Source organism: Arthrospira sp. PCC 9901 (assembly GCF_059013425.1).
In genome coordinates this window covers 2,529,958-2,543,583 of the sequence record NZ_CP102296.1, presented here as the reverse complement: position 1 = coordinate 2,543,583, position 13,626 = coordinate 2,529,958, and the positions used below count along the sequence as shown (strand labels likewise).

Here is a 13,626-nt window from a genome sequence, read left to right as displayed (position 1 = left end):
GCACAACACAATTAGGGAATTATAGTAGGACGACATTGAGGGTTCAGCCAGGGAATAGAAGGCGAGGAAGAGTGAGGACGACGCGCAATTAAACTAACTCGACCATCAGAATGCACCACTAACCCTTGAGCCTCAACTAAGCTAGAATTGTCTACTGAGGGAAAATCTTGGTAAATTGTAGCACTACTTTGTAGATTTGGTGATTCTAAAGTTATATTACCCAAATCTTCTAGGGGAGTTTCTCCGGTGTGTATGGTGGTGGGGTTGGGTGGTAAACCACCGCGTCCGGTGACAATTAATTGATTATTATCCGACCCCGGTAAACAACTAAGAGTGACTAACCGAGACGCATCAATGGGTCCGGTGGGTAGTTCAAACAGTCCTTGACTGGGGTCAGCGTCGGGATTATTAATTGTCACTACCCCATCAACCCCAAAGGCGGAACTAACGGTAATATCACTCAAGGGAGTTAATTCGGGGCGAAACTCAATGCCAAAAATCCCCCTAGCTGTGATGGTAATATTACCCCCAGTTCCGAAAAAAGCATTGGCGGTTATATCGCTATTTTCCAGGGGGATAGCAAACAGATACTTGGTGATTATATCGATGTTTCCGCCATCACCTTGACCGCTATTTATACCTGCGGTGGCTGATATGCTACTTTGGCGGCGCAGGGTGATGGTATCGGCGATCGCCAAACTGATATTACCCCCATTATTAGATGCGGTTTCCGTGGTAATAGTCGCGCCATTGTCTAGTCGCAAATTCGGCGCGCTGAGGTGAATATTTCCCCCTTCTCCTTCACTGCGACTTTCCGCAAATAAGCCGCTACGGAAAAAGCCATCCGGTGAAGTTCCGGTAAATTCTACCCCTTGGGAAGCGATAATATTCAGGCTTCCTCCTAACCCTTGATTTTGACTAGATGCCGAAATGCGAGCGCCGTCTAAAATTTGTAATTGTCCAGTTCTTACTTGGATATTTCCGGCGGGTGCGCTTCCTTGACCAAACCGGTCTGGGGTTCCCGTAGAAGTAAATAAGCCGCTGGGATTTTCCCTAGTGGGGGAAGTTCCGACTAACTGGATAGACTCAGCCAAAACGTCAATATTTCCGCCTAGTCCGTCACCGAGAGTAGTGGCAACTATTTGAGCGCCATTATTAACTTGTAGTTGTCGGGTTTGAATACCAATATCCCCCGCTTGACCGCTACCTTGTGTAGCACTGAAAATAGTCGCCCCATCACCGGAAATAGTTAATTGATTAGTATTGATAGTGATATCACCAGCTTGACCTGTAGAATCCAGTTCAGAACTACTTAATAAACCTGTACTAATTTGGTCGCGGTTAAACATTCCTTGAATCAGAATGCGATCGCTTGCGTTAATGATAATATCCCCAACATTAGCTAAAGAACCCTGATCTGATGTAGCGATAATAGCAGCACCATCACGAATTTCTAGGGTTTCTGTTTCGATAATTATGCTACCACCTTTCCCCATAGTTTCCGGAGCAACTTGGCTGAGAATGCTACTGCGTGAACCCTGCTCAGAAACTCCCTCTAGGGTGATTTGGTTAGCCCTAATTATGGCATTTCCTAATGGTTGCTGCGGGATAATACTTGAGCTAAAAGTGGAAATTAGCGCCCCATTATTAATAGTTAACTCTCCCGTATTAACTAGGAGATTACCCGCCCGACCGCCGCCACTATTTTCCGTTTGTAAAGCCGTGATATCCCCGGTTAAATGGATGTTTTCAGCCGCGTTAACTGTCAGGTTGCCACTATCTCCCTCTCCCAGACTATTGGTAGCTATAACAGAGTTATTAAGTCTTAACTGTCTGACTTGAACATTAAGAGACCCTCCCTCACTGAAACCCCTAGTTTCAGTCCCCACTAAGGCTAAATTATTCATTTCCAGGGTATCAGCAGCGATCGCCAAATTTCCCCCAGGTCCAAAGCCCTCCGTTTCCGCCGCCACCTGAGTCAAAATCGGCGCAGTATCTGGGGGACTATCTGCCTCTGGGAATAAACCATCACGAATCCTAATATTTTGCCCTTGTAGGCGGATATCCGCGCCACTGACCCGACTTGATGTAATAGTTTGGATTTCCGAACCATTTTCGATAGTTAAAAGTCGCGTCGCGTGAATATTAATTTCCCCTCCCCCTTGGGTAGCATCAGGTCCAGGCGTAATAAATACCCCCGAATTGTCGATCGCTATGTCATTTCCCCGCAGTTGAATACTGCCACCCCCAGAAGGTCCGCTGGCATCAATTATCGACCCTTGAACTTCGATATTACCCAACCTTTGATCTGGTAAATATCGTAACTGAAACCCTCCCCTATCCGGCATTAAACCCACCAGCCCCCCACCAGCAATGCTACCCACTTCTATGCGTCCGTCCGGCGCAACTAAACCCCCCTCCTGTAGGCTAACATTTCCCCCTACTAAAGCGAGGGTATTACCAGGCGGAATTTCTGGCGGCGGACCCGGCAATATAGACCCCATCACCACAATAGAACCTGGATTATTGCCAAACTGAAGTCCGAGGGGAACATTTACTATTAATAATGGAGTTTGGGGACTGCTGGCGCTAAATTCTTCACCCCCTTGGAAAAACAGGCTATCTGCAGTAGTCGCCATAAAAGCGCCGCCAATGTTTAAGCTGGCATTAGGACCAAATACAATGCCATTGGGGTTGAGTATAAATAGGTTAAAATTCGGGGCAATTCCCCCCGCCTCAATTAATCCGTTAATCGCTGATATAGACGAACCTGTTACCCGACCAATCACATTTTGAATAGTGGGGTTATCGTTAAAAAAAATAGCTGCCCCCAGTTCCGGGACCGAAAATTCCCGGAAGCTATGAAACAGATTTTGACCTGATGTAGTTCCCCCGGTAATGCCATATACATCAGGACTGAGGGGAGTAACCACCGTATTATGAGGGGTGAGAGTCCTATCAGGTTGAATCGGCTGACCAGAGACCGGAACAGCAGAGACTAAGGCTATGGAGACTATCCCTAATCCAGTCATGATAGTTGTAGATTTGGGCATTGTATTCGGTTGGGTTGGCATCAGCATCATATAGCAATCATCAAAGTTTTGTAAAGATTGGATAAAGACAGGCACTGATTCTTTAAAAATCTGGTAAATATTTAAAGATTTGACACATTATTAACCCCTAGGTGATTTTTTCCGGTTAATATCAGGTTATAATCAAAAAAACCAGGGTGATAAATGTTAGTTATATGGCAGATCAGGACATTGACAATCACTGATACTGCATCGACAATCAATTTAGTTATACAAGTTAAAACCATGTTCTCCCAACCTGTCACTATGCTTACCAAAAATATACCATTACATATTTTAGGTGCGGCTTCCACCCTGTTGTTGACTGCTCCGGCACAAGCTGCCACCTTTAATTTTTTCCACGACTATGGAACCCCTCAAAAAATTTCCGATGCTTTTGTTAGCGCTGGTAATATCTGGTCATCAATCCTTTTAGATGATGTCGAGATTAATATCTTTGTCAACTATGAGCAATTTCATAGTCATACCCTTTTAGGAGGGGCGCGCCCGGAAATGGTCGAGGTTAGCTATAACCAATATATCCACGGGATGTTTCGGGATATTTCCTCTGTAGATGACTTACAGGCTTTCAAACATTTACAGTTTGACCCTGATGATAGCGGTGTCGCAAATATTATAAATCAATTGGGGTTAGCGAGTCTATCTGAACTTACTCTGGATCAGGTATTGACTATGGATCGGGGGGCGATCGCGTTTAGTACCGAAACTTTCGGGATGTTAAGACCATCGGCTAATGGAAGCGAAACCGTCCTAGATAATAATGGGGACGTTAATAACCGGATTATCTGGTTGACTCGTGCCAATGCTAAGGCCCTAGGACTGATGGCGGGTCACGATGAAGACTTGGCGATCGATGCTGAAATCGGTATTAACAGTAATGCACTCAATAACTCGGCTTTCTGGGATTTTTCACGGGTTTATGACTACAATGCCACCATTAACCCAAACAAAATCGACTTTTTGTCGGTAGCCCTCCATGAAATCGGACATTCCCTCGGCTTTATTAGTGGTATTGATACGGCGGATATCCTCTATATGCAGGCGGAAAACGGTGAGAGAGGCATCATTGCAGAAAATGAACTTACATACGTTAGCCCTATGGATCTATTCCGCAACTCTGAAGCCAGTCGCGATGGGGGAGTGTTTGATTGGACTAGCGGCACAGGTAGATATTTTTCTTTGGATGGAGGAGTTACTAACTTAGCTAATTTTGCGGGTGGTATCACCGCCAATGGAGACGGTTATCAGGCCAGCCACTGGCAAAAACAAGATCAACCCCTAGGCATCATGACCCCCACCCTAGATAAAGGTCAAGCTATTAGTATTACCGCCCTTGATCGCCAATTAATGGATATATTGGGTTGGGATGTGAATATCACTAATTTGGATACCATATTTGGCAATCAAAACCAGACTCAACAAGCTAGAGGGGGTGCAGATGCTTTAATGCGTTTACCTTCTCAGGCCAACCGAAATGCGGCTAATAACCGCTTCCGCTGGTGGATGAATTTCAATGGAGAAGGTGATTTAACTGCCAATAACCATCAGGGGGACCAGGTGAGTGTACCGGAACCTAATAGCGCGATCGGCTTCTTAGTTTTTGGGATCTTGGGTTTTGGTCTTTTCCGCAAGCGTCATTCTTAAATTTTGGTTAAGTTCATGATTTATACAGGGTCCTATTTAACAGGTCTTCCATGGCTGTTACGGGCAAGGGTTTGGAAAACAAATATCCTTGTCCGTATTCGCAATTGAGGTTTTTTAAAGTCTGGACATTACCTTCTGTTTCTATACCTTCCGCGACAATATCCATGTTTAAGTTATGCCCTAACATAATAATAGTTTTGACAATCTCTGTATTTTGCTGGCTGTCATCCATCCGACGCACAAAGGATTGATCAACTTTGAGAGTATCTATGGGAAAGCGATGCAAATAACTTAGGGATGAATAACCTGTGCCGAAATCATCCATACTCAGTTTAATACCTAGGGCTTTTAATCTTTCTAAGAGTGCGATCGCCTCATCGACATCATCCATAATTGCACTCTCGGTAATTTCTAATTTAATACAACTGCGGTCAACCCCAGTCTGAGTCAAAATCTGATCGACACATTCAATTAAGTTAACTTGGGAAAATTGACGGGTTGACAGATTTATGCTTAACATAAAAGGGGGATTTTGGCAATATTTTTGATGCCAGATTGCCAACTGACGACAGCCTTCTAATAAAATCCACTCCCCCAAGGGAATAATTAAACCACTCTCTTCAGAAACTGGGATAAATTCCCCAGGAGACACAAACCCCCGCTGGGGAGATATCCAACGCACTAAGGCTTCAAAACCAGCGATCTGATTAGTTTTTAAATTGATAATCGGCTGATAATACAGTTGAAATTCTTGATTTTTAATGGCTTCTCTCAGGTCGGCTTCTAGTTGCAACTGCTGCAAAGCCTGAGATTTCATGGTGGAGATATACACCTGATAACGACTGTTTCCCAAAGCCTTGGCGCGATACATGGCTGTGTGGGCATCTCTCAATAAATCATGGGCAACTAAATCTTGATTTTGGTTACTATATGCAATGCCAATACTGATGGTGGTATATACCTGTTGACCGTTGAGAGAAAAGGGCGCGGTGAGGGCTTTTTGCAGTTGATTTGCCATGGCGATCGCTTGGTCAATATTCTGGATATTCGGCATCATTACCGCAAATTCATCCCCGCCAACTCGCGCCAAAATCACCTGAGAAGGTAAACACTTTTTGAGGCGTTTAGTAGTAGAAATTAGCAGTTGATCACCGATAGCATGACCAAAACCTTCATTGATGAGACGAAAGCGGTCTAAATCTAAAAACAACAGGGCAATTTGGGTATATTTAGACTGATTACTAAGGCGCTGAATTTTTTGATTAAGTAGGGTGCGAGTTGGTAAATCGGTAAGAATATCATAGGATAACCCATAAAGAACCTGATAAGCTAAGACAATTGCACCAGTAAATAATAAGCCTAAAGCTGGGGGAATTAGGGGAATCCATCCCTTTTCACCAAATACTATAAAACAGATAGTCCAGAGGGCGATCGTGCTGATACTAATTAGTAATCCCAACGATAGGGGGCGATGAAATTTAACTACGAAAATTCCCCCCAAAAATGACCAAAGCCACAACCATAAAACCTCCCCCCACATTGGCCAGAACCAAAATAAAGATTCTCCTTCTAAAATCACTTTAAGAATTTGGCTAATCATGTAACCATGAATCATTACTCCTGGCATTAAATGATTAGTAGTTTTACCCGCACTAAAAGGGGTGGGATGTAGGTCTCTTAAACTGGCGGCTGTTGTCCCCATTAAGACGATTTTATCTCTGACCAAATTCGGATCTATTTGTCCTTCTAGCAGTTCCGTCATCGTGATAGATTTAGCTATTTCTTTGGTGTGATAATCCATCAATATTTGTCTACCACTAACTTCCGATGCAGGTAGTTGATAGCCACCAGAATTAGATCTGATAGCCGGAAAAATAGTTTCGTCTATTTGCAGTAAGCCGGGTTGTGCATCAAGGATAATTGGGCGATTTTTGAGAGATGCTAAGTATTTTTGGCTAACTTTTACGCCAAAAGAATAAAGTTCTTGATCATCATATCGAACATACATTAAGTTACGGCGGATCGTATTATCTAAATCGGTAACTAAATCGTTAAAACCTACTTGATTAATTGATATAGAAGGCGGTGGCTCAACTCTTCCAATTTGTTTAATCGCAATAATATTATCTGCTTGGAATTGTTCAACAATTTGTAAATTTCCAGGGGGTTGCGGAACATCTCTATAAATATCAAAACCAATGACTCTGGGTTGGTATTCTTGGAGTTTGGCTAAGGCTTGGGCTAAAATTTCATCGGAAAACGGCCATTTTTGGTTGGCTTGAATATCTGCTTCTGTAATCTCTATAATTAATAGGCGAGGGTCAGGAATATTATCACTATTTAAGCGCATCATTCTATCAAAGGATTCTAATTCTAGGGGTTGTAAGATTCCCAAAGACCTAATCCCCGATATTAACCCTGTGGTTAATAAACTGGCTAAGAGAATAGTAATTAGCTGTTTTAGTGATGGCAAATGCGCCCTTATTGATTGTCTATAATATTTTATTTTTTTTAATGGGCGACGAATAACCCTATATATTTGATGATTTAAGTGATGAAAATAATTTGAAATCATGATGACAGAATTTTATTTATACTTCAAATAGTTGATAGTCCAGACGCATTAGTTAGAAGATATGTAACTGACCATGGTTGAATATCAGTAATTTGACTGATGGCTGTCTGTTAATGACCTTGCTATAATCATAATGTTAGGAATCAGGGAATAATCGGGATATAACTATGAAACTTAAACTTTTTGCGGGTCCGATAGGGGTTATCCTCGGTACGGTGTCTCTGTTAACAGTTTCTATGACACCACCTTTAATAGAATCTGTGCTAGGTAATGATGATCAGCCCCCAGGTCGCTTGGTGGGAGGAGGGACTAGGAGTAGCAACCCTAATTGTAGATTTGATCGAACTCCCTTGATGGCGATCGCCCCCTCTCGATCGATAGGGTTAACAGCTCAAGCCTCTCCTAGGTTATATTTTTACTTACCTGCTATGGAAACTGTCCAAACGGCAGAGTTTGTGCTGATTGATAACACCAATGACACAGTGATTTATGAAGAGACCCTGAAAATCGGAGGTAAAGCTGGAATTATGGGTGTGACTATACCATCACACAGCACTCAAAACATTAAAACCAACAATAATTACAAGTGGTACTTTTCGATCGTTTGTAATCCTGATGACCGTTCGGAGGATATCATAGTCGAAGGTGGCATCCGGTGGGCAGAAATAGACCCAGCATTGGCTAGTCAAATTAACCAAACCAGTCCACTGGAGAAGGTGGATCTATATTTGAAGGCTGGGCTGTGGTTTGATGCTATGTCAACTTTGGCTGAGTTGCGGTCTCATGGTAATCCTGATCCGGCAGTCTCAGAGGCTTGGAGTAAACTATTGGAATCGGCGGATCTGGGCGTTTTGGTTCAAGAACCTGTCATTACCGAATAATTTACTCCATATTTTCAGCAGCGATCGCTATTGACTCGGACTCTGATTCTGACGCTGGCGGAATATCTCATAAAGTGCCATACCAGTGGCTACTGAGACATTCAGACTAGGGATTGTTCCTTGTAGGGGAATAGAAAGCAGTACATCGCAGTTTTCGGCGATCGCATGACTCAATCCTTCCCCTTCACTACCAACCACCAGAACGATCGCCTCCGGTTAAATTGGCATTATACAGGGGTTGAAATTCCCCGGCTACTGTCCCATAAATCCAAAATCCGGCTGATTTGAGTTCAGTTAGACTACGGTTAAGATTGATCACCCGCGCTACCGGGAAAGTCTCTAAGGCTCCGGCCGCTACTTTCATGACTGTAGCATTAATACCAACAGCCCGCCGCTGGGGTAGAATCAAGCCTTGGGCTCCGATCGCTTCAGCGGTGCGAACGATCGCGCCTAAGTTGTGGGGGTCAGTGATACCATCAACGGCCACTAGGACAGGCTGGCTATTGGCAGATTTAGCCTGGGTGATTAGGGTGGTTAAATCCCAATATTTATACGGTGTAACCTGTGCGACAATTCCCTGATGGTTAGCGCCTCTGGTAATTTGGTCTAGGCGCTGATAGCTGGCTCCGTCTACAATAGCACCTTTGGCTTTCGCCTCTTGTAATAGAGGTTGAAACCGGGTATCCGATCGCAATTGGGAAATTACCCAAACTCGGTTAAGCGATCGGCCGTTTTCTAAGGCTGCTAAGACTGTGTGGCGGCCATAAATTAGATCTTCCTCTGGCGGTTCTGTCTCTGCTGAAGCCACAGGGCGATCGCGACGACGGGGATGGATAGCTGGTTTATCTTCCCGAGGAGAATGCGGTGGCTTAGAAGAAGGCTTAACCTTTCCTCGGTTCGGGCCAGATTTGCGATGGGGAGATGAAGGAGGTCTCATTAAAAAACCCTCGAAGATTAGGCAATTTTTAATCAACAAATAGTAGGACCGACAGAGAAACCCCCTATCGGTCTACTGGAAATAGGCAGACTCCTAGCAGTCACTCAACTTTTTTTGACCGCCGCCACAGCATCCTCAACGGTTTGCTGTAGAGATAGAAACTTTTCTAAACGAACCAGTTTCACGGTTTGGGTGACGCGAGGATTAGAAACAATTTGTAAAGTTCCTCCGTTAGTCTGAGCCTTCTTGACGAGTTGTACCAAAGCGCCCAAACCGGAACTGTCTACGAAGTCTATCTGGGAAAGATCCAACACAATGTGTTTTGGTCCATTATCGATACACTTGGACATAATTTTCCGAAACGTACCTTCTGAGAAGGCATCGAGTAATCCGGTCAGACGAAATATTTGATAGTTATCTTTAACGTCGCGAGTCCCTCTGAGGCTAACGGTCAGGTGTAGTTGCTCAGGAATAGCCCCCTCCTAACTGGATAGCACATATACTGCCTTATTAGTATATTCCATTTTTGCCATAATTGTCTATGGTATCTGATTCGGTTGGATCAAATTTGAGATTAGCAAGAGACAGGGGGACGAGCGATCGGCTTGTCCCCCAATAACCTGGCTAGGTAATTACTTGCCTTTTTCCATTTCCTTAACGAACTGCTCAAACAGATAATCAGCGTCGTGGGGACCGGGACTGGCTTCTGGGTGATACTGCACTGAAAATAGCGGTAGGGTTTTGTGCTTGAGACCAGCAACAGTGCGATCGTTCAGGTTCAGATGGGTTATTTCTACATCCTCCGCTAGGCTATCAGGATCGAGAGCAAAGCCGTGATTTTGGCTGGTAATTTCCACCTGACGCTTTTCTAAACCAGCAGGTTGGTTTAATCCCCGATGTCCGAATTTTAGCTTAAAGGTTTTCGCGCCCAGGGATAAACCGAGGATTTGATGTCCCATACAGATCCCAAATACTGGTTTGTTACTTTTCAGTAACTCCTGGGTTGTGGAAATACCCTCGGAAACGGCGGCGGGGTCTCCTGGACCGTTAGAGAGGAAAATGCCATCGGGATTATATTTGAGGATCTCGGCGGCGGGAGTGCTGGCGGGAACTACGATCACCCGACAACCATAACTGGCTAGGCGACGTAGAATATTACGCTTTACTCCAAAGTCAATGGCAACTACTGTATAACGGGGTGGGGGTGTTGGGCTGTCTTTTGATTCCAAGCTGGGGCTAAATTCCCAAACTGTATCGGTGGACTCAGACCACTCGTAGCTCTCTGGTGTAGTTACTTCTTTAACTAGGTTCAACCCATCCATATTGGGAGCCTGTTGGACTAAGGATAATAATTCTGCGGGGTCGAGAATTTCGGTGGATATGCCACCATTCATGGCCCCGACAGTTCGCAGTTGGCGGGTTAAGGCACGGGTATCTATGCCATAAATGCCGGGAATATTATGTTCTTTGAGATAGTCCGGTAAGGATTGGGTAGAACGCCAGTTACTGGGACGGGTGCAAATATTACGGGCGATCGCGCCTCGGACTTGGGGTCTTTGGGATTCTTCGTCTTCTGGGTTAACTCCTGTGTTCCCTAATTCAGGATAGGTAAAGGTGACAATCTGACCACAATAACTGGGATCAGTCAAAACTTCCTGATAACCTGTCATTCCGGTGTTAAACACCACTTCACCTAAAACTGTACCTGGAGCGCCAAAGGACCAACCTCGATAGCTGGTGCCGTCAATCAGAACCAGTAAAGCTGGTTTAGCAGAGATAAGGGACATAAAAGCCAATTTGCATCTAAACTTAATACCTCCCTATTCTGCCAGATATCTGACAAACCGCTGATCGTTGAGTTTTGATTGCATGACAATTCAGCGGTGGAGGGCTATCAATTAACTGGTTTCCCAAAGATGCGGGTGGCGTTGAGAATGGCTAATAATGCTACTCCTACATCGGCGAATACTGCTGACCAGATGCTGGCTAGTCCGAAAATTCCTAAGATGATAAAAAAGCCTTTAATTCCCATGGCTAAACCGATGTTTTGCCAGACAATGCGGCGGGTTTTTCGTCCGATGGCGATCGCACGACTGACATAAGAGGGAGAATCGGTCATAATTACTACATCGGCAGTTTCAATGGCTGCGTCTGAACCCATACCTCCCATGGCTATACCTACGTCAGCCCTAGCAATGGCTGGCGCATCATTGATTCCATCTCCGACAAAGGCAACTTTACGATGATCTGGACTTAGTAGTTTTTCCAGTTGCTTGACTTTATCTTCGGGCATTAATTCGGCATAATATTCATCAATATTTAAGGTTTTGGCTAGGCGATCGGCTACGGTTTGATTATCTCCGGTTAGCATGACTATTTTCTGCACTCCTTGTTTTTTGAGGGCTTCAATAGCAGCGACAGAATCGGGTCGAACTTTATCGGAAATTAGGATATATCCGGCATAGCGATAGTCTACGGCTAGATGAATTACTGTGCCGCCTACATCACAGAGAGGATGGTCGATTTTTTCTAAGTGTAACAGGCGATCGCCTCCCGCAATTACTGTCCGATTTTGCAGTTTGCCTTTCACTCCACAGCCGGGGATTTCTTGATAATCTTCGATTAAGGTTTCGGTAGGTAAATCTCCATAGTATTCACGAATTGCTTGGGCGAGAGGATGGTTAGATAGGGATTCTATTTTGGCGGCAATCTCGATTAATTCTGCTTCGGTAAAGTGATGATGAGGGACGATTTTTGTCACCTCAAATACGCCAGCGGTCAGGGTTCCTGTTTTGTCAAATATCACGGTTTTAACGGCAGCTAAATCGTCTAAAAATGTCGATCCTTTCACTAAGATTCCCTGCTGGGCTGCTCCTCCGACTCCCCCAAAGTAGCCTAGAGGAATGCTAATTACTAAACCGCAGGGACAGGAAATTACTAAGAGAATTAATGCCCGCGAAAACCATTCTTGAAAACTGCCTAAATTGACGAGGGGAGGAATTAAGGCGATCGCTATGGCTAAACTTACCACAATTGGGGTATAATAACGGGCGAAGGTGGTGATAAATTTTTCGGTTTTGGCTTTCCGACTTTGGGCGCTTTCTACTAATTCTAAAATTTTGCTAATCGAAGATTCGTTAAATGGTTTGGTTACTTTAATGGTTAGTAGTCCGGTTTGATTGATGGTTCCCGCTAGGACTATTTCTCCGGGTTTAACGGCACGAGGTAAGGATTCTCCGGTGAGGGGTGAAGTGTCAATTTGGGAGGTTCCAGATATTATTTCTCCGTCTAAAGGGATTTTTTCTCCGGCTTTGACGACAATACTACTGCCGACATTTACTAACTGCGGAGACATGGTTTTTATTTCGCCATTTATTAGCAGGTTTGCAGTGTCTGGACGTACTGCTAATAATGATTTAATTGAACGCCGAGAACGCTGCACAGAAAACTCTTGGAAACCTTCCCCAATTCGATAAAATAGCATGACAGCCACGGCTTCGGGAACTTCATTAATAGCAATGGCGCACAGGGTGGCTAAACTCATTAAAAAGGTTTCATCAAATATCTGACCTCGCCAGATATTCTTTCCGGCGCTGACTAAGATTTCCCAGCCTGTGAGTAAATATAGAGGAATTAATACTACATATTCCCCCCAACCCCAAACCGCGAGTTTAAGCCAATTGTTGAAGATTAAGGCTAGGATATAAATGGCGGTGATTATTGCCAGGGGTATCACTTCGGAGACCAGATTATCAGAATGGCGATCGTCTCCATTGCATGAACAGCAGGAACTCTGTTGATTATCAGTCATTGTGTTTCAGCTAAATCTTTCCATCATATCATTTTGGCGGCTGATTTTTAAGAGTTCATCTTAAATCATTATTAACATTATACAACCAATCAAACCTGATGCCAAACTATTACTATACATTAAGAAAAATTTAATTTTAGACCAGGCTAATCAAAACAAGGCTAGGATGAAAGTAATTGTAGCATCATGGCCAGCGGGAGTTACTGTCAATGGTTTATTGGTTGATAAAATCTGAGGAAAAAACTTATAGTATTGACCAAATGCAGTCGGATACAACTTGTATTTGGGATGGTGTTCGTAACTACATGGCTAGGAATTTCTTGCGGAAAATGCAAGTTAATGATTTGTGTTTTTTTTATCATTCTAATACCAAAATTCCGGGGATTGTCGGCTTGGTGCGAGTCATTGAATCTGATATAGTTGATCCTACTCAATTTGATGAAAATAGCCCCTATTATGACCCGAAAGCTACGGCTAACCATCCTCGTTGGTATACGGTCAGAGTAGAGTTTATTGAGAAATTTCCCCAGATGATTTCTCTTGGCGACCTCAAACAGCAATTTGATCCTGATGACTTGTTACTGGTGCGGCGGGGTAATCGTTTGTCTGTGATGCCAATTCGAGCGGATATTGGCGATCGCATTCTGCAATGGAAAATTAGCCTATCTGTATCTTAGCTGGGATAT

Annotated in this window: 8 protein-coding genes and 1 pseudogene; 3 read left to right on the top strand and 6 right to left on the bottom strand. The window is 43.9% G+C overall.

Annotated elements, in window-relative coordinates:
- Window positions 1-11: 11 nt before the first annotated feature.
- Window positions 12-3,053 carry a filamentous hemagglutinin N-terminal domain-containing protein gene (locus tag NLZ44_RS11060; protein WP_493752786.1) on the bottom strand — a complete coding sequence of 1,014 codons (3,042 nt, stop codon included), beginning with the start codon at window positions 3,051-3,053 and terminating at the stop codon, window positions 12-14.
- A 264-nt stretch (window positions 3,054-3,317) separates the two neighbouring features.
- On the opposite strand from NLZ44_RS11060, the gene NLZ44_RS11055 reads away from it, so the two are divergent.
- Complete coding sequence (locus NLZ44_RS11055) at window positions 3,318-4,736, top strand: NF038122 family metalloprotease (RefSeq protein WP_493752785.1); 1,419 nt, start codon at window positions 3,318-3,320, stop codon at window positions 4,734-4,736.
- Window positions 4,737-4,749: 13 nt separating this feature from the next.
- Here NLZ44_RS11055 and NLZ44_RS11050 read toward each other — a convergent pair whose 3' ends face one another.
- Window positions 4,750-7,209: an EAL domain-containing protein gene (locus NLZ44_RS11050; protein WP_493752784.1), complete on the bottom strand. Its 2,460-nt coding sequence runs from the start codon at window positions 7,207-7,209 to the stop codon at window positions 4,750-4,752.
- Window positions 7,210-7,478: 269 nt separating this feature from the next.
- Here NLZ44_RS11050 and NLZ44_RS11045 point away from each other — a divergent pair, with 269 nt between their 5' ends.
- Window positions 7,479-8,192 (top strand): DUF928 domain-containing protein, encoded by a 714-nt coding sequence (locus tag NLZ44_RS11045; RefSeq protein WP_315669553.1) that lies wholly within the window; start codon window positions 7,479-7,481, stop codon window positions 8,190-8,192.
- Window positions 8,193-8,219: 27 nt separating this feature from the next.
- On the opposite strand, the pseudogene rlmB reads toward NLZ44_RS11045, so the two are convergent.
- The 4 genes and pseudogenes from rlmB to NLZ44_RS11025 form a co-directional block, all read right to left on the bottom strand.
- A pseudogene (rlmB, locus tag NLZ44_RS11040) lies at window positions 8,220-9,129 on the bottom strand (23S rRNA (guanosine(2251)-2'-O)-methyltransferase RlmB).
- Window positions 9,130-9,233: 104 nt separating this feature from the next.
- On the bottom strand, window positions 9,234-9,584 hold the full coding sequence (locus NLZ44_RS11035; RefSeq protein ID WP_174447161.1) for an STAS domain-containing protein: 351 nt from the start codon (window positions 9,582-9,584) through the stop codon (window positions 9,234-9,236).
- A gap of 177 nt (window positions 9,585-9,761) precedes the next feature.
- Window positions 9,762-10,916, bottom strand: a complete 1,155-nt coding sequence (gene carA, locus NLZ44_RS11030) for a glutamine-hydrolyzing carbamoyl-phosphate synthase small subunit (protein WP_008048822.1) — start codon at window positions 10,914-10,916, stop codon at window positions 9,762-9,764.
- Between the two features lie 107 nt (window positions 10,917-11,023).
- Window positions 11,024-12,940 carry a heavy metal translocating P-type ATPase gene (locus NLZ44_RS11025; RefSeq protein WP_493752783.1) on the bottom strand — a complete coding sequence of 639 codons (1,917 nt, stop codon included), beginning with the start codon at window positions 12,938-12,940 and terminating at the stop codon, window positions 11,024-11,026.
- Window positions 12,941-13,149: 209 nt separating this feature from the next.
- Between NLZ44_RS11025 and NLZ44_RS11020 the strand changes: the two genes are divergently transcribed.
- The gene (locus tag NLZ44_RS11020; RefSeq protein WP_315639299.1) at window positions 13,150-13,617 is read left to right on the top strand and encodes an EVE domain-containing protein; all 468 of its coding nucleotides are present in this window, start codon (window positions 13,150-13,152) and stop codon (window positions 13,615-13,617) included.
- The last annotated feature ends 9 nt before the right edge of the window (window positions 13,618-13,626 follow it).